Raw genomic sequence first — 22546 nt, 5'->3', positions numbered from 1 at the left:
GACGGCGGATCACGATGACTCAAGGCGCGGGATGCCGCGCACGATCTACCGCGATCAACGCGGGGTGGCCAAGTTTCGTCACGAGGTGCTCGCTGTTGTCATGAAAGTGTCTCAGGAAGATCTTGAGGTGCTCGTCAAAGATCGATCCCGCGAACCATTCACGGGAATGCCGGCCCTGCCCGGCGGGCCCCTGGAAGTTGACGAGACTATGGAGCAGGCGGTGAAGCGGTATCTGGGTGGCCTGCTGGACGTTTCCCTGCTAGGCCATCAGGAGCAATTATCGACGCGCTCAGAACTGGGGCGTGATCCCTTTGAGAGGACCATCGCGACGACATATCTCAGTTTGGTTGTCCCGGACACCGAGGCGCACGGGGACGCACGATGGTTGCCTGTGCGCGAGTCCATGCCGATGGCCTTTGACCATGCCCAGGCCGTTGCGGAGGCCGTCGTCAGGCTGCGTGGCAAAATTTCCTACACCAATATCGCGTATTCCCTGGCCCCGGCGGAGTTTACTCTGGCGCAGCTGCGTGACATCTACCGGGCCTGCTTGGGACACGAGGTAGATGTCACGAATCTCTCGCGGGTGCTACGACGCCGTGGCCAGATCGTCAAAACTGGACATCGAGAGGAGTCAGGAGAGAGGGGTGGCCGCCCCCCAGCCACCTGGACTTTTACCCGAAGCGACTACGAGGTCACTGACCCCTTTGCGGTGCTGAAGCCGGGGACGCGCGGTAGGGCGTCTTGAGGTTTAGCGGGTTCGCGCGGCGGTACGGCGAACCTGCAAACCGGTGAGGATCATCTGAGCCCCAAGGCATGCTCCGATGCCTTCGCCAGCGCGCATCCGCAACTCCATGAGGGCTTCCAACCCCAATTCAGCGAGCACAATTTGATGGGCGTGTTCTCGTGATGCGTGCGAAGCGACGAGCCAGCCGGGGAGGCCCGGCGAGAGTTTGGTCGCGATAAGGGCTGCGACGCTGGTAGCCAGACCGTCGAGGATAACGGGGGAGCCGGCCTCTGCTGCACCCTGGCACACCCCTGCCAGGACAGCAAACTCGGGGCCTCCCAGGGCGGCGAGAAGATGCTCGGGGTCGTTGTTGGCGTGGGTTCGGGTGAGGGCAGCCCTAATGACCTCCGCCTTGAGTTCCACCATGGCGGTGTCGCTTCCGGCTCCCAAACCAACGGCCTCTTCGGGGTCTAATCCGGTCAAAGCGCAGACCAGGGCTGTGGCGACGGTGGTGTTCCCAACCCCAACTTCGCCGAGACACACCAGTCCCCCATCGGATGCTTCTGCACCCAGGGTCCGCCCATCGCGCAGCAGAGCGTCTACCTGGGACGGGGTCATGGCGTCAGTGTGGCGAAGGTCGCCGCGCTTCCCGGGGACGCGCACGGACCTGGCCCCTTTTACCGGCTGAGCAACCCCGGCGTCGACAACGAGGTGGGACAGCCCGGCGGCGGTTGCGGTGGAGACGCCCAGCCCAGTCCCGGTGACGGAGGCTGCCATGACGTCGTGAGTCACCGAGGCGTCGAAAGCTGTGACGCCGAGGTTAGCGACGGGGTGGTCAGCTCCGATGAGGGCGAGGGTGCCACCGGTGATCTCGATTCCGCCCGCGGCCTCGACCCGGTCGAGGGTCTGGTCGAGCAAGCCGAGAGATCCGGGCGGGGTGAGGAGCTGATCGGCGTCGTCGTGAGCGGCCACTACCTGTTGACGGTCAGGGGAGCGCAGGGCCGAAACGGGCGCTTCAGGTTGGGCGGTATCGGGCCAGCGGTCCGCTAAGGTGACGTTGTCAAGCGGCAAACGACGTGACCAGCCGCGCCTCTCGAGCCCAGGAGCCGGTGGACGCTCATCGGGCCATCCCAGGCACAGCCAACCGAGGGTCTCAACGCCGTCCGGAAGGTAAAGGAGCTCTGCCAGTTCCTCGGGCTGGAAGAGGGTCACCCACCCCATCCCTAGACCGTAGACGCGAGCGGTCAGCCACATATTTTCGACGGCGCAGGCGCAACTCCACATGTCGGCGTCGGTGAACGTGTTACGTCCCAATACCCCCGACGCCGGCGCTCGGCGGTCACAGGCGACGACAACGCCGACCGGAGCTTCGCGGATCCCCTCAAGTTGGAGGTCGAGGAGGCGGGCCTTGCGGTCCGCGGTGAGGAGGTCGGCTTGACGCAGTCGCTCTCGGTCAGCCATCACGGCGGCGCGATCACGGATGTCGGCGTCGCGCACCACGATAAACCGCCACGGTTGGCTATGACCAACGCTCGGAGCGCGGTGACCGGCCCACAGCACGGTATTGACGAGTTCTTCGGGGATGTCGTCGTGGCGGTAACGGCGGATGTCACGCCGAGAATCGATGGCGGCGTCCAGCCCCTGCTGCACCTGGTTACCCAAAGACCATCCGGTGGGGTCGGCTGCTCGGGTGGCGGAAGAGGTGGTGTCTCCTATTCGGGGAATTGGACGGTCCCAGCGCTGGCTGGTGGATGGGTTCTCGTCAGGGATGGTCACAGCATGAGGGTAGTGCTCGGTTCGCGGCGGCATGTCGCTGGGATGGTGTGGTGTGGTGTGGTGGGTTGTGGTATCTCGTTGTGCCACTGGCGTTGGCACGACGGTTTCTGCTGAACCGGATTACCACGTTTACCATGGGCTGGTGCTTTCCAGTCCCCTTACCCTGACCGCACCCTCCGGCGGCACCGTTTCGGTGGATACCCCGGTGGTGCTGGCACCTATGGCCGGCGTTACTAATGCGGCGTTTCGCCAGCTCTGTGCCGAACAGGGTGCGGGCCTCTATGTCTGCGAGATGATCACTTCGCGCGGCCTGGTGTACGGGGACCACAAGACCCACGACATGCTTGCCTTCGCCGAAGGTGAGGATGTGCGGTCGGTCCAGCTCTACGGGGTTGACCCGGGAATGGTGGGTGAGGCGACGTCGATCCTGTGCGAGAAGTATGGGGTTAATCACGTCGACCTTAACTTCGGGTGCCCCGTTCCGAAGGTTACCCGCAAGGGAGGTGGGGGAGTCCTGCCATGGAAGCTTGACCGTTTCACGGCCGTTATTTCCGCTGCTGTCCAGGCCGGTGACGCCCATGGGGTCCCCGTCACCGTCAAGATTCGGATCGGCATCGACCCCGACCACATCACCTACATGGACTCGACCCGGGCCGCCGTCGACTCCGGTGCCGCCGCGGTATGCCTGCACGCCCGCACTGTCGCTGAGGCTTACGCCGGGCACTCCCACTGGGATGCCATCGGTGACCTCGTCAAAGCCGTAGATGTTCCTGTCATCGGAAATGGTGACATCTGGGAGGCCAGTGACGCGATGGCCATGGTCGAGAGAACGGGTTGTGCCGGCGTCGAGGTTGGCCGGGGTTGCCTGGGTCGTCCGTGGCTCTTCCGTGACCTCGCCGATGCTTTCGCCGGCCGTGGCACCACTACGCTACCGAGCTTGGGTGAGGTGTGCGCCATGATTCGCCGTCATACCGAGCTTCTGGTGAAGTATCAGGGAATGCATGGTCTGGTAGACATGCGCAAGCATATGGCCTGGTACCTTAAGGGGTTCCCGGTAGGTGGGGAAATCCGTCATGCCCTCGGCCAGATTTCCAGTTTCGAGGAACTTGACGCCCTGCTGGCCACCCTTGACCACGATGCCCCCTTCCCAGTTAAGGAACTTGGTAAGGCCAGGGGCCGTCAGGGCACCCCCCGGCGAAAAGTCGTCATGCCGCACGGATGGCTGGATTCCCGCACCCTTGACGATGATGATCTGTCCGCTGCCGAAATCGACGCTTCCGGGGGCTGATTCCATCTGGGGCTGGCCCTACGCCCCTGGTTAAGACAGGATGGGAACATGTCCGAAGTAGGGGAGCGGGCCCGAGCCTGGGCCCTGACGATGGCCGGTCACCGTGACCTTGACGACGTTGTCCACGCCCATCCGTCGGGTATCGCCCGGGTCGACACCGGCGAGGTCGTTGGGCGTCAAGCCCGCGAGGAGCGCGAGAATCTACTGTTGCGCCCAGGAGCCACCCGCGCTATGGGTGCCGGCAACCGTGGCCTTGCCGAGGAACCCGATCCGGAACGTACCTGTTTTGAGCGCGACCGGGATCGCATCGTCCATTCCACGTCGTTCCGACGGCTGGCTGGCAAAACTCAGGTTGTCGTCCATCCCACCGATCATCAGCGCACTCGCCTCACTCATGCTCTCGAAGTGGCTCAGGTCGCACGATCGATTGCGGCCGGAATCGGCGCGAATGTCACCTTGGCTGACGCTATAGCTCTGGGCCACGATTGCGGTCACGGGCCAGGGGGGCACGCCTCCGAGCAGGCCTTTGACGCCTTCATCCCGGAAGGATTCGACCACGGGCCGTGGGGAGCTGACGTCAGTTTGGCCAGCCTAAACCTATGCGCCGAAACCCTTGATGGCATTCGTAACCATTCGTGGTCACGTCCAGCGCCAGGCACAGTTGAGGGGGAGGTGGTCTCCTTCGCTGACCGGATCGCTTACTGCGCCCATGATCTTGAGGATGCCGTTAAAGCGGGGATCGTCACCGTCGAAGAATTGCCACCAGTTGTTGCGGAGGTAGCGGGAACAGATCGACGTACCCAGCTATCGGTTTTCATCCGCTGTGTCGTTGACACCACCTGTGCTACTGGCCGAGTTGGGATGGCCACAGATGTTGCTGAGGCTCTGGCGGCATTGCGAGCTTTTAATTATGAGCGGATTTATACCCGTCCTGAGTCCCTGGGGCAGGCAGAGGCCGTCGTTGAGGTCTTGCATGGATTGGTGACCTATTACCAAAGCCATATCGACCAGGTGCCTACTGAGTTTCTGGAGACTGACGCTGACCGGGTCCACCAGGTAGTTGCATATGTGGGAGGAATGACCGATCAGTTCGCTTTCTCTCAAGCTACCGAGCTCTTGGGGTGGGATCGACGCCGTCTGCCCCGGGGTATGGGTAGGGGCTTTTAACAATTTGATGCGGATTATCTGAGGGTTATCAGTCTTACGGGTGAAGCTTGCCTCCTAGATCCCTGGGCAACAGCTTTGCCCTTTTAACAAGTTTGTGGGCGACTACGACGGTCACCGCTTGACCACCCAGAATGCCGATGAGGACGAGTGCCTGTGCAGCACCTGCCTGCAGGGCTGAGCCACCACCCAGAAGCACACCAACGAAAGCTCCTGGCAGAGTCACTAGGCCGACAGTCGCGGTGCGGTCGACAGTCGGCAGCACCGATTCAGTGACGCTAGGTTCGGTGACTAGCGCAATGGCGTCACGACGTGGAAAACCGACGGCTAGACCCGCCTCGAAGACGCCGATTCCCTCGCGTAGATCAGCGAAAAACCGACGGCATGCCAAGGTGTGACCGCTCATGATGTTGCCGATGATGATGCCAGCCACCGGGATCAGGGACGCTGGACTTAACGGGGCACAGCCAGTCGCAAAGATGACGAAAATTACCGGAAGGACACCGGCAATCATGGCTACTGCCGCCCACATCCACGCTGCGGAGATCCCGGAACGATTCGCGGTCGTACGTACGGCGATGGCGAACATGAATACGGTGAATAGGCATGCTGCCCACATGTGAGCTAGGGCATAGACAAGGATGACGGAGACGATTCCAAGCTGCGCCACCGCGCGCACAGAAGCGATGACGGAAGCCTTAGCAATACCCAGACGTCCGAAAAGAGATGCGATGACGGCCAGCACGATGAGCAGGATCATCGCCAACGCAAGTTGCCACGTAGGGTTTACGGTCACGGCGGACAGTTTTGCACCATTCGGGCGCTCCAGCCACACTTGGGTAGGATCATAAGCATGGCTGGCCGGATTAACGAGGAGGACATCGCACTGGTTCGGGAACGGGCCCGGATCGACGAGGTCGTCGGTGAGTACGTCACCTTGCGTAATGCTGGCGGAGGCTCGCTGAAAGGCCTATGTCCCTTTCACGACGAAAAGACCCCCAGCTTCCAGGTGACGCCGTCGCGCGGCCTGTTCTACTGTTTCGGCTGCGGCGAGGGTGGGGACACTATCTCCTTCGTTCAGAAGATCGACAATCTCACCTTCGTTGAGGCTGTTCAGCGTCTTGCTGATAAAACTGGTGTCCAGCTGCGCATCATCGACGACGGCCGTCCTGGCCTTGAGCCAGGCCTGCGGATGCAGATCCTCGCCGCCAATGAGGCCGCAGCAAAATTCTTCCAATCCCAGATGTCGACCGATGAGGGTCGCATCGCTCGGGAATTCGTCGCTGGACGAGGTTTCTCCCCAGATGCTGCCGTGCAATTCGGGATGGGCTATGCACCGCGCGGTGGCCACGTGCTGCGCGACCACCTGGTCGCCAAGGGCTTTACCCCCAAAGTCCTTATCGAGTCAGGTCTGGTTCGCTCCCAAGGATGGGATTTTTTCCAAGGGAGAGTGCTGTGGCCGATTAAAGACTCTAGTAAGTCCGTGCTCGGCTTCGGCGCCAGACGGGTCTATGACGACGACCGCCTACCTGCCAAATACGTCAATACCCCCGAAACTCCGGTCTATAAGAAGTCGCATGTCCTGTACGGTTTGGATATGGCTCGGGCCAACATCGGTAAGAAGAGCCAGGCCGTCATCGTCGAGGGGTACACCGACGTCATGGCGGCGCACCTGTCCGGCGTCGATACCGCTGTCGCAGCCTGTGGCACTGCCTTTGGCGATGACCATGCTCGGCTCATTCAGCGCCTCATGGGCAACAGCGGATCCCTCAACGGAGAGGTCATCTTCACTTTTGACGGTGACGCTGCCGGCCAAAAGGCGGCCCTCAAGGTGTTCCGTGGCGACAACCAGTTCTCCTCCCAGACCTACGTCGCCGTCGAGCCCACCGGGTTAGATCCGTGCGACCTACTCATGCAGCGCGGTCCAGAAGCCGTTCGGGAGCTCGTTGCGCGTCGGGTTCCGCTATACCGCTATGTCATGGAGAACACGGTCAATCAATTCGACCTTGACCGTGCGGACGGTCGCGTCGCCGCCATTAGGGCAGCGGCCCCTCTGGTCACGAGTATTCGCGATCAATCCTTGGTGGATGGCTATGTGCGTGAGCTCTCCCAGGTGGTAGGTACTGACATTGACCTGGTGCGTCGAGAGGTTTCGCGTGCCCGAAGGCAGCATCGCTCTGAGCCGCAGTTGACCGTTGTTCCTCCGCCTGAGCCTCAGCAAAGTCCAGGGATTCCGTGGCCGGATCCGGCTGACGTTTCTTTGTCTGTGGAACGAGGATTTCTTAAGCTTGCCTTGCAACATCCCGGTCTCTTTGATGAGAAATGGGACCAGGTCGAAGTCGAGGATTTGCGCCACCCGGCCTACCAGGCGGTGTTCGAGGCTGTCTTGGCTGTGCCGCGGGGGCAGGACAGATGGGCAGAGAAAGTTGGTGAGGCGACGCCAGATCCGCAGGTAAAGCAACTTGAGGTGGCCTTGCTGGTGGAGCCGGTGCTGCGTGAGGAGCCTGATCGAGACTACGCAGAGGCGTACGCGGCGAGGGTGCGGCTGTTGTCAATTACCGATGACATCGCCAACCTCAAATCGCGTCTGCAGCGCACGAACCCGAACCAAGACCGCAAACTTTACAACGCTATGTTCTCTGATCTGATGACTCTCGAGGCGCTGCGCAAGAGTCTTATTGTGGCGGGCGGAACTATCTCAGCCTGATGCGACATCTGTGGACAACTTTTTCTGTGTCCACAGATTGTCTATGAGGGGTTTGGCCATGGTCCAATGCGCGTCATCGTCGGACCATGAGATACACGGATTTCGTTGACGGCGTCGTCGCTCTGGACCCTGCGGAGGAGCGCGATCTGTTTCATAGACTCGATGCCGGTGCTATCGCCGATGCCATTCTCGCAGGGCGCTTCTTGGCAGCAGTTCCGGTCAGTGAGGCAGAGTTGCGCAAGATCTCAGATGATGGAGTGGCTGCCAGGCAAGCTCTGTGGCGTCAAATGTTGGCGATCGTCTTGACCCAGGCTCGTCAGGCGGCTGTGACCTACCGGTGCAGTGTCGAGGACCTCATTCAATCCGGATGCGTCGGATTGGGGGAAGCCATCGAGAGGTACGACGAACGCCGCGGAGCACGGTTTTCTACCGTCGCCTGGACGTGGATTCGTCGTCGCATCGGTGAAGAGGTCGTCAGATTAAGCGGGGCCAGATCGCGGTCAGTGATGCGAGAGGCGGCAGAGGTGGCTCGGATCGAAGAGGAGCTGACGGCACGATGGCAACGGGTGCCTAGTAGTGATGCGATCGCCGCGCAGATGGGCAAGGACGTCATGTGGGTGGAGAAGAGGAGAGTCGAATGTTGGGAGATAGAAACCAGTTTTTTCGAGCAGGTGGCTGTTGTTCAGAAATGTTGCGACGATCCCGAGTCTGGGCTCATTAGTTTGCTGATGGGCCAGGAGAGACGCATTGTGGAGCTGAGGCACGGCTTTGAAGGTGAGCCTATGACGATCACTGCGGTTGCCGACGAGCTAGGACTGTCGGCGTCGAACGCCAGACGCATCGAGCATCGGGCCCTTGCACGGCTGAGGCGCTATCTGCAAGAGGTCGTGGCTGCGTGACAGGATGGAGACATGTGGTGGACGAAAGGGCCGAGTGCTGACGAGATGGCCCGTCTGCGAGCGGTTCTCGGGTTCAATGACGCCAAGGTGCTCGCTTATGGGCGGGGTGACGGGGTCATCGCCATAGCCGTGACCGAGGGATTGGTCGTGCTGACCGACCAAACCGACTCGGCGGTGGCGTGGCACGAGATCGTCCTCGGCAGATGGGATGGTGAAACCTCGACGCTTAGGTGGGAGTTCCTGGACGGGTCTGGCGCTTCAGCGGTGCTGAGCAAACCGGGGAAGATCCCTGATGTGTTTCGAGCCAGGATCACCGAGTCCATCGCAGCGACGAAAACGGTGCCGGTGTGCGGGGGAAATGTCCTCATCGCAGGCCGCATTCCAGCTGGGCACCTGGCCAAGGCTGATGGAGCCATCACCTGGACGGTGGTGGCAAGAGAGTCGGCTGATCTCAATGATCCTGATACCCGTCAGGCGGTTGTAGAGGCGACTGATTCCCTCAAGAAGGAGTGGGGATGACGTCAGGCGATGACGTTGGGGGCCGGGCTGTGTACGTGGCGTGATTTGTCTTCGCGTGAGCGATACTGCTAGTGTTTCATTTCGCGCTAGGGCGCTGATCCCCTGTAGCTCAATTGGCAGAGCATCTGACTGTTAATCAGAGGGTTACTGGTTCGAGTCCAGTCGGGGGAGCAAAGGAATGCCCCATTTGAGAAGGGAGAACGTTCCCCGAAATAAATTTGATAAGGGGGACTTCCAGCCCCTGAAGGTTCCTCGGTTGCGGCGTAGCGGTTTTGTTTTGAGAGGAACTACGTTACGGCAGCTGCTTTACGTTCTAGCGTTAGTCATGGGTACTTCCCATAGAGAATGGTGGCGAGACTGATCTGGGGCTCCGATAGGTGTGGCTTGTCCTGTCAGCGGGCAAGGTCTGAGGACCACGTTTTGGAGCGTGGCCCGTCGGTGTCTGCTGCCTCTCAGTCCCCACGGTGGTGCCCCGGGGTTATCTGTGCTGACGAGGTTGTCGATTAGCTCGTCACTCCGGACCAGGACGTTGATCGTGTTGACTGAAAAGTCACCATTATTTTTGACGTCGGAGGACTCACCGACGAGATTGTCGAACTATGCCGAACCACCCGAGGCGCAGTCGAAGGCACCGAAACTGCGACATGCCAGCCACGCACGCAGTCCATATGCGCCGCCGTCGCCAAGAACGCATCGCAGCAGCACGGATGTAGGTTAGGACGAAGGTCTTGTAACGCCGCTCAGATCCGACGGTTCCGTAACCAACACGGATATGAGCACGACAGTTCACATGCTACGGCTACTGCCGATGACGACTGTGATCGTGGCTACCTCCTGCGGTCCGAAAGTTCAATAGGTTGAGAGCTCTATATCGCGTGCCGGCCATATGGGGTTACTCAACCCCAGTAGAGCCATGATTGATGGACTCCACCTGTGGCGCTCCCGTGATCAGATCAGTCGTTTCGCGAGCTGACGGTACTGCTCCACCTTGACCTGCACGTCATCGATGTAGCTGATGAGCATCAACTCGTCGACGTGGTGAGCATCTTGGAAGGCGGTGAGTTTGTCGGCCACCTCATCGTAATCTCCGACGAAAATCGTGTCCTCATTCGACAGGACATAGTTCGTCAGCAGAGATCGGGTATCGGCGTCCATCTGAGAGGCCGTGACGAAGGCCACCGGTCGGCCCGTCCCCAGGCTTACCCGGAAGTTCGCCGCCATGAGCGACTGGTCCAGGGCTTCCTGACGCGTTGGGGCAGCCGACACGCACACTGCCGACAGGGTCCTTCCGGGAAAACCGTCGGCCAGGTGAGCGCGGTAGTGGTCCATGATCCCGGTGCTCTGGTGCCCAGTGAAGAACTGGGCGTAGGCGTAGTCCATGCCATGCTCGGCGGCCCATACCGCCGACTGACCCGACGATCCCAGTAGCCAGGTCTGTGGCTGGATCTGGCCTGTCGGGGTCACGACGACCTTCGCGTAGGGATGTGTTGGTGGTAGCGTCCCGCGCACGAACTCCACCGTCTCGGCAATAAGGGAGTCGATGGCTTCGGGACGGATGACCTGCCCCTGGTTGAGGGCATGGGCGGAGAGCATGTCACCGCCGGGCGCTCGGCCCAGGCCCATGTCGATACGATTGCCGAAGAGTGCCGTGAGGGTCGAGAACCGTTCCGCCATTTGCAGGGAGCCGTAGTGCATGGCCATCACTCCGCCCGAGCCAAGACGAATCGACTGCGTCGCCGTTGCGATGCGCGCCGTGAGCAAATCTGGTGCACTCGACAAAAAGTGGTCGGTATTGTGGTGCTCGGCCAACCAGAACCGATGGAAACCGATCTCCTCAAGTCCTTGTGCCAGGGTGACGGTTTCGTCGAGGGTTTGGGTGACGGGATGCCCGACAAATAGCGGAATCTGCTCTAAGGCACTTAGTCTCAATGGTCTTCATCCTTTCTATTAGTCCGGTTACCCAGCCCTCAACGGTCTTCCAGCTCGGTGAGAAAGTCGTCTGCCCAGACGTCGATCGTTTTGTCGAAGACCTGCCGACGCATGGACCGCATTTTGCGGGCCTTGACCTTGGGGGAGTCCGTGAGTGCCCTCATGATGGTGGCTTTCATGCCGTCAATGTCATACGGATTCACCATGTAGGCCTGCTTGAGCTCACGGGCTGCACCAGCGAACTCGGAAAGCACTAGCGCAGAGTCGTCATTCGAGCGGCAAGCAATGTACTCCTTGGCGACCAGATTCATGCCATCACGCACTGGGGTCACGAGCATGAGGTCAGCCACCTGGTACATCGCTACCAGCACCTCACGCGGCACCGACTCGTTGCGGTAGACCAGCGCACGGTTGGCGATTGTCCCGGCCTTCGAGTTGATTTGGCCGACGAGCAGGTTGATATCGTCACGCAAGATCTTGTATTCGTCGACGCGTTCCCGCGATGGGGTGGCTAGCTGCAGGAAGACGACCTCGTGGGGATCGAGCTTGCCCTCCTTGAACAGCTCTCCGACTGCACGGATGCGCTGGCGAAGACCCTTGGTGTAATCGAGACGGTCGACTCCGAAGATGATCGTCCCCGGGTTACCAAGGTCTTCACGAAGCTTGGCAGCCTCAGCTTTGACCTTCTCCGAGGTGGCCAGTTCGTGGAATCCACGCGAGTCGATCGAAATCGGGAAGTCACGAATGACGACGGTGCGGCCGTCCGGGGTGTGGGCGCGACCACGAGCGGCAGTAACCCCCGGGCGGTGCTTCGCCAATCGCTGAAAATTGGCGGCGGCTCCCGGGGTCTGGAACCCGACGAGGTCAGCTCCCAACAACCCCTCGACGAGCTCCTCGCGCCACGGCAGGCGGCTGTAGAGCTCAATCGGCGGGAACGGAATGTGAAGGAAGAATCCAATGCGCAGGTCTGGCCGCATCTCACGCAGGTACTTCGGTACAAGGTTGAGCTGGTAATCCTGCACCCACACGGTGGCGCCCTCTGCGGCCTGCTCAGCGGCTTGTCCAGCAAACCTCTTGTTGACTTTCTGGAAGGCGTCCCACCACTCGCGGTGGAAGATGGGCTCGACTATGCAGTCGTGGTACAGTGGCCACAGAGTCGCGTTAGAGAATCCCTCGTAGTACTCCTCGACCTCTCGAGCGCTTAGTGGTACCGGATGGATGTCATAACCGTCATGGTGGAAGGGTTTGACGACTTCATCCGGCGCGCCGTGCCATCCGATCCATGCACCGCCCTTGCGCTGCATGACAGGTTCCAGAGCGGTGACGAGGCCACCGGGGGAGGACTTCCAACTAACGTTGCCGTCGTCGTCGGCCTTGCGGTCCACGGGCAAACGGTTTGCAATGACAAGGAAGTCGACCTTGTCCTGGACGGTCTCCGACATCTTCGATCACACCTCTCGTGGTGGTCATGCTGTGCAGCAAGGCCACTTTCACGCTACCAACCGTTGACACCACTCGAGGGTGTTCTTCGCTATTTGGCGGCTGGAACCCATCGTGAGTCTGGTGTATGTGACGATTGGCTCATGACTGTCCGTCCTGAACCAGCCGATAAGTCCTGGATCGCTCTGACTGATGCTGGAAGGGGGATCTTGGACGCCGCAGCAGCCGATCCAGCGACCGTGCTGCTCGCACTGGACTTCGACGGCACCTTGGCCCCAATCGTCGATGATCCGGCTGCCTCGACGATGGCGCAAGAGTCTCGGGAAGCGATGTCTCGTATGGACGGCAAGTTAGCCACGATGGCCATCGTCACCGGACGAGAAGTTGCGGCAGTACGACGCATGACGGCCGTTGACAAGCTGCCAGGTCTGGAACACTTAGTTGTGCTCGGACAATACGGAGTAGAACGGTACGACGCTGTCTCTGGTGCACTCCGAGATCCGGAGGTTCCCGAAGCGGTGCGCATCGCTAAAGGGCAGCTGGAAGACCTTGCCGAGGAGCTCGGGCGGGAGGATCCGCGGGATAGAGGCTGCTGGATCGAGGACAAGGGGCGCGCCATCGCTTTGCACACCCGCCGAGCCGTCGACCCGGCCCACGCCCTCGCTACCGCTGCGCCGAGGGCGCGCATGATCGCGACCGATCTGCAACTGCATTGTGAGGACGGCCGCAACATCATCGAGTTGAAATCTGCTGTCACGACGAAGGCTCAGGCCTTGCGCGAACTGATTGACGAGGTTGAGCCGCAAATTCTCATCATGTGCGGTGACGATTTGGGTGATGTTCCGGCTCTCGACGTCGTGGCCGGGTGGATCAATGCCGGTCACCCTGGTGCCCGCGTGGTCAGTTTCTCTGGGGAACAGCCGTCAATGGCTGACCATGCTGACATCATCTGTGACCAGACGGAGGGGATCTCGGCCTTTCTGGAAGCCCTCGCAGATCGCGTCTGTACTGAAATGTGATACACAATATCGAAATATAAGACAAAATTGCTGTTTTCTTGAACAGTCAAGGCGGCTGTGCTTGCATATTTTTTGACGTCACTGGTGGTTAACGTCACACGGAGCACGTCAAAAAGTTGATAAACGTTGCGGCGTGATCATTGGTTACGGTTAGCGAGTGGAAAGGTGGAATGGTGGATACACACGGTGTTTGGAGCACTCGTGGCGATCAACCGGTCATGACCTTCGCCATGATGATGTGTTCCATGTGTCGGTGCTGTTGCTGATCTAACCAGCATGTTGAGCATGAGCGACCCATGGTCGTATGCCGCTTTCGCGCCTGAGAGGTGCGTACTATTGTTCGTCGTCTCGACGAATTGAGTCGGCGAGACGTCCTGAGTGGAAGTCACCATGATTCTGACCGGCCTTCTTGTTGGAATTTTCTTTGGATTTGTTCTCCAGCGTGGTCACCTCTGTGCCACCAAAGCCTTTCGTCAGGTATGGGTAGCCAAAAACATGACCTGTATGGCGGCCTTTATGCTTGTCATTGCGATTCAGGCCATTGCCGTCACGACGCCGACTCAACTCGGTGTCATCCATTTGTTGTGGAAGCTGTTGCTGTGGTTTGGTGTCATCGTCGGTGGAGTACTCTTCGGCGTCTCGATTGTGCTGGCTGACGGGTGCACTGCCGAAGCATGGTCCCGTAGTGGTAAGAGGCTAGTTGGATCATGGATTGCGTTGATGTTCTACGCCGTCGGTACTGCCGCCATGAAGTACGGTGCCTTGGCAGGCGTCAATTTCACGATAAGGCCCCTCAAAGCGCCGTTAACAACTATTCTAGCCCCCGGGTTTCCGCGTGGATTCCCACCGTGATGCTGGGTGTCGTCGTCATTGGGGTCCTCGTCGGATCCGCTATTGCCGCCAAAGCATCCGGTGAATTCCGGGTTCGTATTTCTGGCGCCACCCAGGTCGTTAAGTCGATCGCTGGTGGCCTTTGCATGGACATCGGTGTCAGCTGGGCTGGTGGCGCATTACCAGCAGTGCCATGGTACCGCCCAGTTCAGCTTCCAGAGCGGGACCGCTTTCTTTTCTATGTTCCTGGGGCGAGCCTCGTCACGGAAGTCTTTGTGGTTGGCTTCACTCGCCGCTTCAAGTCCTTGGGACGCTGTCATCCATCACCGTCGCTGAAGGAGCGTCATGGCTACCCATGTTCTAGAAGCCGGCGGGCATGTATGGCCGTTTCCCCTGATCGAGATTCAGAAGGTCATCTCCGGACTTCCGGGCGGGGATCGACGATTAATTTCGACTGCACTCAGGTCACCGGCTCCATTTCCGAGTTGGCAGCCGTGGCTGGCTACGCGGTTATCGATTTTCGAAAGGTGGGTGGTGCCGACCAGACGATTACCGTCGAAAAGGTATAACCCACATCTACGCTCACCATCAATTGCACTCACCAGATAGTCAATCGAAAGGATTTATTACCATGGCGAAGATCGCTAACGACGTCACTGCGCTTATCGGTGACACTCCGCTGGTCAAGATTAACAAGATGTTCCCGGGTTCCCAGGCCACCGTGCTAGCTAAGCTCGAGTTTTACAATCCGGCCTCTAGCCTCAAGGACCGTATTGCTAAGTCCATCGTTGACGCAGCCGAGGCTTCCGGTCAGCTCAAGCCGGGAGGCACTATCGTGGAGGCCACGTCCGGCAATACGGGTGTCGGCCTGGCTCTAGTTGGCGCGGCGCGCGGCTATAAGGTCGTCATCACCATGCCTGAGACGATGTCCAAGGAGCGTCGCGCCATCATTCGTCTTCTGGGTGCCGAGTTGGTGCTCACCCCCGGTGCTGACGGCGTGCCGGGGGCCAGCGCCAAGGCTGCCGAGATTGTCGAGAACACCCCTGGCGCCATCCTGGCTAGCCAGTTCGACAACCCTGCTAACCCGGCGATCCATCATGATCGCACCGGTGAAGAAATCTGGGACGACACTGACGGCAAGGTCGACGCCATCGTTGCTGGCATCGGCACCGGCGGCACCATCTCTGGCGTTGGCAAGTACCTCAAGGAGAAGAACCCCGAGGTCAAGACCTTCGGTGCAGAGCCCGCCGAGTCCCCCGTCATCACGAAAGACGAGAAGGCCCCGCACAAGATCCAGGGCTGGGGCCCGGGGTTCGTTCCGGACAACCTCGACAAGTCCATCGTCGACGAGATCCTGCTGGTTCCCGGCGATGAAGCTATTGATTTTGCCCGTCGCGCGGCCGCCGAGGAAGGGATCATCACGGGTATCTCTGGTGGTGGCGCCCTGCAGGCTGCCGGCCAGGTAGCTGCTCGCCCGGAGTCTGCCGGCAAGACGATTGTCGTCGTCATCGCCGACACCGGTGAGCGCTACCTGTCGACTGCTCTGTTCAAGGGCCTCGTCGACTGAGGGTAGATTTGCGGACTATGTGGCCGACACCTTTCGGGGTGCCGGCCACTGCGCATTACCTCGGCGGTGTGCGGCTATGCTCGGTTACGGCACTGGCGATGATCTTCAGCGCGCAGACAAGGGTCGAGTCGTTGTGGCTGCCGAAACCGAGGACAATCCCTGCCGCTTCGGCGTCGTTGGATCCCCAATAAGTCGACAATGGTGTGACGCCAACTCCCTCTTGTCGGCACCGCTGGACGACGTCCTCCTCGGACCCATTGAATACCAGGACAGCGTGCAGGCCGCCGTCGATCGGTTGCAGAGTTGTCCCTGGTAACGATCCCAGGACGTCGATAACGGTGCGGCGTCGACGTCGGTAGACCTGACGCATTCGTTGGGTACGTCGACGTAGGGCGCCGGTGGAGAGGTAGCCGGCCACAGCCTCTTGGACGATGGCCGGAACGGGTTGGCCGGTGGCTCGACGCTGCTGGGCGAAGGAGTGAACGAGAGCGGGAGGTACGACGAGATAACCACATCCCAGCGCTGGGGTGAGTAGTGACGAGAAGGTTCCCAGCAAGATGGTGTGCTTTTCGTCTAGGGAAGCCAGGGCAGGTAGTGGTGCACCCACGTGACGCAGCTCAGAGTCGAAGTCGTCCTCGACGATCCAGCACGAGACCTTTTCCGCCCATTCGATGACGGCTGCCCGGCGGCTCGCTGATAGTGACCCGCCCCACGGATACTGGTGGCTGGGGGTAACCAGCACGGCGTCTAGACGTTTCCCGCCATGACCGGTGGGGAGGCTGGCAGGGTCTAGGCCTTGGTTGTCGGTCGGCAGGCCGGCTATCCGATGCCCGAGAGCTGTCGGAACCCTCCTCAAGCTGGGGTATCCGGGGCTCTCCACGCCGATTGTGAGGCGATGGGATCCATTGCACAGCACCTGGATGAGCTCAGCCAGCCCCGCTCGCGCGCCTCCGGTGACGACGACCTGACGCGGATCGGCCAGCAAGCTGCGCATTTGACGCAAATGCTCGGCAATCTCCTCGCGCAGGCCCGGTGACCCTAGCGGGTCGGTGATGCGGGGTGGGTTGACGCAGGCGCGATGCCATGCCGAGCGCCATGCTGAGTTCGCCAACCCAGCGGTGTCGGGTGCTCCAGGGGTGAGGTCGATTCCCTGATAATGTTGAGCCCGAGGAGCCGCTGCCGTAGTGGTTGAGCGACGATGAAGGCCCCGCAGGTCGGGATTGACCTGGGTTCCAGAGCCGGCGGCGGCCACGAGATATCCCTCTGCTTCAAGTTGTTCGTAGGAGGCGACGACGCTTCCCCGTGACACCCTGAGTTGAGTCGACAGGACGCGGGTGCTTGGTAGGTGGTCCCCGGGAGCGAGTACGCCGTCCATGACAAGTCCGCGTATCCCTTCGCAGATCCGGACCGGTAACGGACGCGGATCGTTGGGCAGACGTAACGGCAGGTCGACGACGAGGTCCGGTCTCATGACCGCGAACCGAAAAGTGGTCCAACGAAAGTGGTCATATATGGATCTTGCCATGAACCACAATTGCGGATTCGATGGGGTCCATGAGTGAACACAGCTCTGAAACGAATAGCACTGGAACGACACGGGTCAAGCGCGGATTAGCCGACATGCTCAAGGGTGGCGTCATCATGGACGTCGTTACGCCAGAGCAGGCAAGGATCGCCGAGGATGCCGGGGCAAGCGCCGTCATGGCGCTGGAGCGAGTCCCCGCCGACATCCGGGCCCAGGGTGGTGTGGCGAGGATGAGCGACCCCGACCTCATCGAGGGAATCATTGACGCCGTCTCCATCCCTGTTATGGCCAAGGCCCGGATCGGCCACTTCGTCGAGGCTCAGGTGCTCGAATCCCTCAAAGTGGACTTCATTGACGAATCGGAAGTGCTCAGCCCGGCTGACTACGCCAATCACATCGATAAGTGGGCCTTTGACGTTCCCTTTGTGTGTGGGGCAACGAATCTGGGCGAAGCCCTGCGCCGCATCACTGAGGGTGCCGCGATGATTCGTTCAAAGGGAGAAGCGGGTACCGGTGACGTCTCGGAGGCCGTCCGCCATCTTCGCGCCGTCCGGGCCGAGATGGCGCGGCTGAGCAGCATGTCTCCTGACGAGCTCTACGTGGCAGCCAAAGAACTGCAGGCTCCTTACAACCTCGTCGCCGAGGTGGCACGGACCGGCGGGCTTCCGGTGGTGCTCTTCGTTGCCGGAGGAGTGGCAACCCCTGCCGATGCCGCCCTCGTCATGCAGATGGGTGCCCAGGGTGTCTTCGTGGGCTCGGGAATCTTCAAGTCCGGCAACCCGGCCGCCCGTGCCGCAGCCATCGTCAAGGCAACGACCGCCTACGACGACCCCGACACGATTGCCGAGGTTTCCCGCGGTCTGGGCGAGGCCATGGTCGGCATCAATGTTGCTGACGTGCCAGCCCCACACCGTCTGGCTGAGCGAGGTTGGTGACATGACCCCGCTCATTGGGGTGGTGGCTATACAAGGCGGGTTCGCCGAGCACATCGGGCTTCTCGAGTCGCTTGGGGCCAGTCCCCGTCGGGTCCGTCGAGGCGCTGATCTCGACGGTCTCGATGGGATCGTTTTACCCGGCGGAGAGTCGACCGTGATCGACAAACTTATGAGGTCTTTCGGTCTCGCTGAGCCGCTGCGGGATGCCGTAAGCGGCGGGCTGCCGGTGCTGGCCACCTGTGCCGGTCTCGTCGTGCTGGCTACCGATCTGGAGGACGCGGCCAAGGGCCAGCAGACCCTTGGCTTACTCGACGTCACTGTGCGTCGCAATGCTTTCGGGTCCCAGCTGGACTCTTTTGAGGGGACCCTCGACGTCGACGGGGTCGGGGAGGGTATCCCGGCTACCTTCATCCGGGCTCCCGTCGTCACCCGGGTGGGCCCCGATGTCGAGGTCATCTCCCGACTGCCCGATGAGGCGGGCCACACAAGCGGAGCCATCGTCGGGGTGAGGCAAAGGAACATTCTCGCCCTGTCATTCCATCCTGAAGAGACTGACGATGACCGGGTGCACCGCAGGTGGTTGCAAGACGTGTGTACGAGGGTCTGAAGGCCACCGGGGTAGCTCATAACGACCCCTCCTGAACACCGTTCAATAACGGCAGCTAGCATTCCTCGCTGTGAGTCTTGAACAGCAGCTTCTCGAATATGATCGACGCCACGCTTGGCACCCCTACGCCCCGACCGTCGGGGCGGACCCGGTGCTCGCAGTGATGGCCGCTAACGGAGTCCGGTTGCGGTTGCATGATGGAGAACACCGCTATGAGGTCATCGACGCGATGGCCTCGTGGTGGTGCCAGATTCACGGCTACCGCAATCCAGTCCTTGACGAGGCCCTCAACCGTCAGAGTTCTCAGTTCAGCCACGTCATGTTTGGGGGACTCACCCACAAGACCGCAGTTGACGCCGTCACGGCACTGGTGGACCTTGCCCCGCCACCGCTGGATCGCGTCTTCCTCGCCGATTCGGGGTCGGTCGGCGTGGAAGTGAGCCTCAAATTGGCTCGGCAGGTGCAGATTGCCCGCTCCGCAGCACGCGGCGGCACCTTGACGAGGACACGCATTGCCGCCCTCCGAGGGGCCTATCACGGCGATACTCTCGGTGCCATGAGCGTGTGCGACCCTATCGGTGGCATGCATGCCATGTTCAGCGACTCTATTCCCCAGCAGATCTTCCTGCCGCGCCCTCCTGCCTTCGCCGCCGACGAGGCTGAAGTCGAGACGTGGTGCAGCGAGGCCGACGAGATCCTGAACTTCCACCGCGATGACCTGGCTGGGATTATCGTCGAGCCTATCTTGCAGGGGGCCGGGGGCATGTGGCCGTGGTCTCCGGCCTGTCTGAGGCACTTGTGCTGTCGCGCCAACGAGCTCGACCTGGTTTTTATCGCTGACGAGGTCGCTACCGGGTTTGGGCGAACCGGCAAACTCTTCGCCTGCGAATGGGCCGGCGTCGTTCCCGATATCATAGTGGTCGGAAAATCCATGACCGGCGGGTACATGACGCAATCGGCGGTTCTTTGTTCCGATGAGTTTGCCAACGAGGTCAGTCGCGGTCCGGGCAGATCCCTTATGCATGGCCCCACCTTCATGGGAAACCCCTTGGCTAGTGCCGTCACTGCGGCGAGTCTGGCCATCATCTCCCAGGGGCAATGGCGCGACGACGTCACCCGCATCGCTGACGTGATGTCTAGGGAGCTGGCGCCGCTGGGCGATGAGCCCGGAGTCACCGACGTCCGCGTCTTCGGGGCTATCGCGGTAGTCCAGATCGACACCCCGATTGTCATGAGAAGGGCTACTCGCACCGCCGTCGAGAACGGGGTGTGGCTTCGACCCTTCCGCAATCTCGTCTACGCTATGCCGCCCTATATCTGCACTGACGATGATCTGAGGGCCATAGCTGCCGGGATGCGTGCCGTTGTCGCAGATCAACGTGGTGCTGCTCTAGCCGATGCCGGTCACCGGAAGGAATCATGAACATTATCGATCTCGACGGAATCGTCATCGTTACCGGAACTGACACCGATGCCGGCAAAACCGTCACTACCGCGGTCATTGCCGCAGCGCTGAAGCAAGCTGGCAAAGACGTCCTCATCATCAAGCCATACCAGACCGGTCTGGCTCCTGAGGAGCCTGGCGACGTCCATGAAGCTGGTCGACTCTCCGGTGTCGACGCCGACAACCTGCTGGAGTACGTGCGTTGCCCCGAGCCGCTAGCGCCGACCACCTCGGCCGCCCGCGCCGGCATGACCATTCCCTCCATCGAAGAGGTCGCAACTTGCATCATCATCGATTCCGACGGCCATGACGTTACCTTGGTCGAGGGAGCAGGCGGTGTCCTCGTCGGCTTGGACAACGATGGGGCCGGAGTCCTTGACCTCATGGATGCCCTTGCCCGACGCGGGCACGAGCCCCACATCATCGTTGCCACACGCTCGGTGCTTGGCACCCTTAACCACACTGGTTTGACTTGTAATGCCATCCGCGATCGTGGGCATCTGGTTGACGCCATAGTCATTGGCTCGTGGCCGGCCGAGCCCGACCTCGCTGAGAGGTGCAACCTCGAAGAGATTGAGGATGCCGCCACAGCCCCATTGGCCGGTGTCATTCCCGCTGGCATTGGTAAGGACCCCGAAGCCGTCCAACAGACGGCTCGGAATCTTGGAGGGATTTAGTGAACGCAACTTTCGCTCCTGACGCTGAATTGGAGGACTTGGGTTACCAGCCCAGTCTCAACCGTCAATTGCCCTTTGGTTCGTTATTGGTCTACGGCTTGCTCTTCTTCGTCTCGATGGCTCCGGTGGCTGTCTTTGGACCGGTGGTTAACCGTTCCGGAGGCGTGCCAGTACTGGTATACCTCGTAGCGGCAGTTGTGATGGGGCTATCGGCCATCAGCTACCGGGAGATGGCCTTGCGGTTCCCGGTAGCAGGATCGGTGTATGGGTATACCCGTTTCTTCCTGGGGTGCACTCCAGGGTTCATCGCGGGATGGCTCATCTTGCTCGACTACATCCTCATGCCCGCCTTGCTCACGGTGCTATCGGCGGTCGCCCTGGCCCATATCTGGCCCAATGTTCCCATCAAGATTTTTGCCCTCGTCTTTGTGCTGGCCTCCATGGCCCTCAACCTGCAGGGTGTAACTGTCACAACGCGGGTGGGCATTGTGTTGTTGGCCATCCAACTCGCGACAATCGCCTTCTTTTTGGTGTGCGTCTGTCGGGGGTTGGCTAGCGGAGACGTTGTCTGGAGTTGGCACGCGCTGTGACAGCCGGGAACGTCGTGGACCTCGGTGGCCTCCGCCGTCTCCGTTGCGGCGCTGAGCTACTTGGGTTCGACGCCGTCGCTACCCTCAATGAGGAAGCCCGTGGTGGAGGTCGCGCCGTCGGCATAGCCACCCTCACCCTGTGGGCCTGCTCGCTGCCTTGTTTGGGGTTCAGGTGATGGCTGCTGGATTGGTTTCCGATGCCACTCCTTTCGCGCCCGGTGGGGCGACTAATCGGGCTTTTTATCACGCCGTCGACGTGGTCTGCCCGGCATGGTTTATTCCGGTGTTCACCGTCGTCAGCGCCTTTGTTGCTATCTTTGCCTGCCTTGTGGTCGCCCATTCCTCAACGGTCCGGTTGATCTTCGTAATGGCTCGTGACAAGGTCATGTCTCCCGTGCTTTCGCATACCAACTCCAAAGGCGTCCCGTGAGTGGCCATCGTCGTCGTAGCGTCCGTCACCGCGACTTTGATTCCCACGTTGAGACTATGCCGACTCTGGTGACGTTCGGGGCCCTCTCCAGTTATGTCTTGCTGCATGCTGACGTCATCGTCCAGTGCATCTTCAAGGAAAGATCATCACGATGACGAGGATGGCCATGCTCAAAGCTTCCAGCCACCACGACATCACCCAAAATGCTACCGCGGAGTTGTCAATCAACGGGGCTGTTCGGTGATCAGACGCCAGGGTCAGCAACGCAAGGTGCTCGCGGACATTTTACCCGGTAAGGTAGCTACTCGTCTCGGGGCGTTAGCTCAGCCGGTCAGAGCAGGGGACTCATAATCCCTGGGTCGCGGGTTCGAGCCCCGCACGCCCTACCTTGTACGGTTTGAGGTCTTTGCGGACGTAACGATGTTAACGTTCGCCATCCCCGTTATGGGATCTGTAACTTCACTTCGAGGCATGA

19 protein-coding genes, 2 tRNA genes and 1 pseudogene are annotated in these 22546 nt (G+C 60.5%); 17 read left to right on the top strand and 5 right to left on the bottom strand.

The window, feature by feature from the left end; genetic code table 11:
• The first annotated feature begins 31 nt into the window (after nt 1-31).
• The gene (locus F1563_RS02495) at nt 32-745 is read left to right on the top strand and encodes an NUDIX hydrolase (protein WP_002546784.1); all 714 of its coding nucleotides are present in this window, start codon (nt 32-34) and stop codon (nt 743-745) included.
• Between the two features lie 3 nt (nt 746-748).
• On the opposite strand, the gene bluB is transcribed toward F1563_RS02495, so the two are convergent.
• Nucleotides 749-2500, bottom strand: a complete 1752-nt coding sequence (gene bluB / locus F1563_RS02490) for a 5,6-dimethylbenzimidazole synthase (protein ID WP_007433757.1) — start codon at nt 2498-2500, stop codon at nt 749-751.
• A 31-nt stretch (nt 2501-2531) separates the two neighbouring features.
• Here bluB and dusB point away from each other — a divergent pair, with 31 nt between their 5' ends.
• Nucleotides 2532-3788, top strand: a complete 1257-nt coding sequence (dusB, locus tag F1563_RS02485) for a tRNA dihydrouridine synthase DusB (RefSeq protein ID WP_007433758.1) — start codon at nt 2532-2534, stop codon at nt 3786-3788.
• A 48-nt stretch (nt 3789-3836) separates the two neighbouring features.
• Nucleotides 3837-4955 carry an HD domain-containing protein gene (locus F1563_RS02480; protein ID WP_002527440.1) on the top strand — a complete coding sequence of 373 codons (1119 nt, stop codon included), beginning with the start codon at nt 3837-3839 and terminating at the stop codon, nt 4953-4955.
• Between the two features lie 34 nt (nt 4956-4989).
• Here the strand turns inward: F1563_RS02480 and F1563_RS02475 are convergent, their stop codons facing one another.
• Nucleotides 4990-5712, bottom strand: coding sequence for an ABC transporter permease (locus F1563_RS02475; RefSeq protein WP_002527439.1), 723 nt, complete (start codon nt 5710-5712; stop codon nt 4990-4992).
• A gap of 93 nt (nt 5713-5805) precedes the next feature.
• On the opposite strand from F1563_RS02475, the gene dnaG reads away from it, so the two are divergent.
• From dnaG to F1563_RS02455, 4 genes are all read left to right on the top strand, one after another.
• On the top strand, nt 5806-7659 hold the full coding sequence (dnaG, locus tag F1563_RS02470) for a DNA primase (RefSeq protein WP_149302534.1): 1854 nt from the start codon (nt 5806-5808) through the stop codon (nt 7657-7659).
• Between the two features lie 86 nt (nt 7660-7745).
• Nucleotides 7746-8558, top strand: a complete 813-nt coding sequence (locus tag F1563_RS02465; RefSeq protein WP_002527437.1) for a sigma-70 family RNA polymerase sigma factor — start codon at nt 7746-7748, stop codon at nt 8556-8558.
• Nucleotides 8559-8570: 12 nt separating this feature from the next.
• Nucleotides 8571-9077, top strand: a complete 507-nt coding sequence (locus tag F1563_RS02460; RefSeq protein ID WP_002527436.1) for a hypothetical protein — start codon at nt 8571-8573, stop codon at nt 9075-9077.
• A gap of 98 nt (nt 9078-9175) precedes the next feature.
• A tRNA-Asn gene (locus tag F1563_RS02455) sits at nt 9176-9248 on the top strand.
• A gap of 777 nt (nt 9249-10025) precedes the next feature.
• Here the strand turns inward: F1563_RS02455 and F1563_RS02450 are convergent.
• Complete coding sequence (locus F1563_RS02450) at nt 10026-11006, bottom strand: MsnO8 family LLM class oxidoreductase (protein ID WP_002527433.1); 981 nt, start codon at nt 11004-11006, stop codon at nt 10026-10028.
• 38 nt (nt 11007-11044) lie between these two features.
• Nucleotides 11045-12448 carry an alpha,alpha-trehalose-phosphate synthase (UDP-forming) gene (locus F1563_RS02445; protein WP_002527432.1) on the bottom strand — a complete coding sequence of 468 codons (1404 nt, stop codon included), beginning with the start codon at nt 12446-12448 and terminating at the stop codon, nt 11045-11047.
• A gap of 141 nt (nt 12449-12589) precedes the next feature.
• Between F1563_RS02445 and otsB the strand changes: the two genes are divergently transcribed.
• From otsB to cysK, 4 genes are all read left to right on the top strand, one after another.
• A complete protein-coding gene (otsB, locus tag F1563_RS02440; RefSeq protein WP_002527431.1) occupies nt 12590-13465 on the top strand; it encodes a trehalose-phosphatase in 876 nt (291 codons plus the stop codon).
• A 390-nt stretch (nt 13466-13855) separates the two neighbouring features.
• Nucleotides 13856-14317, top strand: a complete 462-nt coding sequence (locus F1563_RS02430) for a YeeE/YedE thiosulfate transporter family protein (RefSeq protein ID WP_002527430.1) — start codon at nt 13856-13858, stop codon at nt 14315-14317.
• Nucleotides 14317-14865, top strand: a complete 549-nt coding sequence (locus tag F1563_RS02425; protein ID WP_002527429.1) for a YeeE/YedE thiosulfate transporter family protein — start codon at nt 14317-14319, stop codon at nt 14863-14865. Before F1563_RS02430 ends, F1563_RS02425 begins: the two co-directional genes overlap by 1 nt.
• Nucleotides 14866-14927: 62 nt before the next feature.
• A complete protein-coding gene (gene cysK, locus F1563_RS02420; RefSeq protein ID WP_002527428.1) occupies nt 14928-15863 on the top strand; it encodes a cysteine synthase A in 936 nt (311 codons plus the stop codon).
• Nucleotides 15864-15918: 55 nt separating this feature from the next.
• Here cysK and pdxR read toward each other — a convergent pair whose 3' ends face one another.
• Nucleotides 15919-17334 carry a MocR-like pyridoxine biosynthesis transcription factor PdxR gene (gene pdxR, locus F1563_RS02415; RefSeq protein WP_081414884.1) on the bottom strand — a complete coding sequence of 472 codons (1416 nt, stop codon included), beginning with the start codon at nt 17332-17334 and terminating at the stop codon, nt 15919-15921.
• An 83-nt stretch (nt 17335-17417) separates the two neighbouring features.
• On the opposite strand from pdxR, the gene pdxS reads away from it, so the two are divergent.
• The 6 genes and pseudogenes from pdxS to F1563_RS02375 all read left to right on the top strand — a co-directional run bounded on the left by pdxS (nt 17418) and on the right by F1563_RS02375 (nt 22457).
• The gene (pdxS, locus tag F1563_RS02410) at nt 17418-18323 is read left to right on the top strand and encodes a pyridoxal 5'-phosphate synthase lyase subunit PdxS (protein ID WP_081414883.1); all 906 of its coding nucleotides are present in this window, start codon (nt 17418-17420) and stop codon (nt 18321-18323) included.
• A 1-nt stretch (nt 18324) separates the two neighbouring features.
• Nucleotides 18325-18930, top strand: coding sequence for a pyridoxal 5'-phosphate synthase glutaminase subunit PdxT (gene pdxT, locus F1563_RS02405; RefSeq protein ID WP_227431976.1), 606 nt, complete (start codon nt 18325-18327; stop codon nt 18928-18930).
• 70 nt (nt 18931-19000) lie between these two features.
• The gene (gene bioA, locus F1563_RS02400; RefSeq protein WP_002527424.1) at nt 19001-20353 is read left to right on the top strand and encodes an adenosylmethionine--8-amino-7-oxononanoate transaminase; all 1353 of its coding nucleotides are present in this window, start codon (nt 19001-19003) and stop codon (nt 20351-20353) included.
• The gene (gene bioD, locus F1563_RS02395) at nt 20350-21051 is read left to right on the top strand and encodes a dethiobiotin synthase (protein ID WP_002527423.1); all 702 of its coding nucleotides are present in this window, start codon (nt 20350-20352) and stop codon (nt 21049-21051) included. The genes bioA and bioD overlap by 4 nt, the downstream gene beginning before the upstream one ends.
• A pseudogene (locus F1563_RS13970) lies at nt 21051-22217 on the top strand (APC family permease); the annotation flags it as partial. The gene bioD and the pseudogene F1563_RS13970, both read left to right, overlap by 1 nt.
• Nucleotides 22218-22383: 166 nt before the next feature.
• A tRNA-Ile gene (locus tag F1563_RS02375) sits at nt 22384-22457 on the top strand.
• The last annotated feature ends 89 nt before the right edge of the window (nt 22458-22546 follow it).

It is taken from the genome of Cutibacterium modestum (assembly GCF_008326345.1).
In the GTDB taxonomy this organism is placed as follows: Bacteria; Actinomycetota; Actinomycetes; order Propionibacteriales; family Propionibacteriaceae; genus Cutibacterium; species Cutibacterium modestum.
The sequence above is the reverse complement of the archived record's forward strand: the minus strand, read 5'-3'. Positions and strand labels throughout refer to the sequence as shown.

Excerpts from the sequence above, each read along its gene's own strand:
- F1563_RS02495 (WP_002546784.1), top strand. The coding sequence starts at position 32 with ATGCCGCGCACGATCTACCGCGATCAACGCGGGGTGGCCAAGTTTCGT.
- dusB (WP_007433758.1), top strand. The coding sequence starts at position 2,532 with ATGTCGCTGGGATGGTGTGGTGTGGTGTGGTGGGTTGTGGTATCTCGT.
- F1563_RS02480 (WP_002527440.1), top strand. The coding sequence starts at position 3,837 with ATGTCCGAAGTAGGGGAGCGGGCCCGAGCCTGGGCCCTGACGATGGCC.
- F1563_RS02475 (WP_002527439.1), bottom strand. The coding sequence starts at position 5,712 with ATGATCCTGCTCATCGTGCTGGCCGTCATCGCATCTCTTTTCGGACGT.
- dnaG (WP_149302534.1), top strand. The coding sequence starts at position 5,806 with ATGGCTGGCCGGATTAACGAGGAGGACATCGCACTGGTTCGGGAACGG.
- F1563_RS02465 (WP_002527437.1), top strand. The coding sequence starts at position 7,746 with ATGAGATACACGGATTTCGTTGACGGCGTCGTCGCTCTGGACCCTGCG.
- F1563_RS02460 (WP_002527436.1), top strand. The coding sequence starts at position 8,571 with ATGTGGTGGACGAAAGGGCCGAGTGCTGACGAGATGGCCCGTCTGCGA.
- F1563_RS02445 (WP_002527432.1), bottom strand. The coding sequence starts at position 12,448 with ATGTCGGAGACCGTCCAGGACAAGGTCGACTTCCTTGTCATTGCAAAC.
- otsB (WP_002527431.1), top strand. The coding sequence starts at position 12,590 with ATGACTGTCCGTCCTGAACCAGCCGATAAGTCCTGGATCGCTCTGACT.
- F1563_RS02430 (WP_002527430.1), top strand. The coding sequence starts at position 13,856 with ATGATTCTGACCGGCCTTCTTGTTGGAATTTTCTTTGGATTTGTTCTC.
- F1563_RS02425 (WP_002527429.1), top strand. The coding sequence starts at position 14,317 with ATGCTGGGTGTCGTCGTCATTGGGGTCCTCGTCGGATCCGCTATTGCC.
- cysK (WP_002527428.1), top strand. The coding sequence starts at position 14,928 with ATGGCGAAGATCGCTAACGACGTCACTGCGCTTATCGGTGACACTCCG.
- pdxR (WP_081414884.1), bottom strand. The coding sequence starts at position 17,334 with ATGAGACCGGACCTCGTCGTCGACCTGCCGTTACGTCTGCCCAACGAT.
- pdxS (WP_081414883.1), top strand. The coding sequence starts at position 17,418 with ATGAGTGAACACAGCTCTGAAACGAATAGCACTGGAACGACACGGGTC.
- pdxT (WP_227431976.1), top strand. The coding sequence starts at position 18,325 with ATGACCCCGCTCATTGGGGTGGTGGCTATACAAGGCGGGTTCGCCGAG.
- bioD (WP_002527423.1), top strand. The coding sequence starts at position 20,350 with ATGAACATTATCGATCTCGACGGAATCGTCATCGTTACCGGAACTGAC.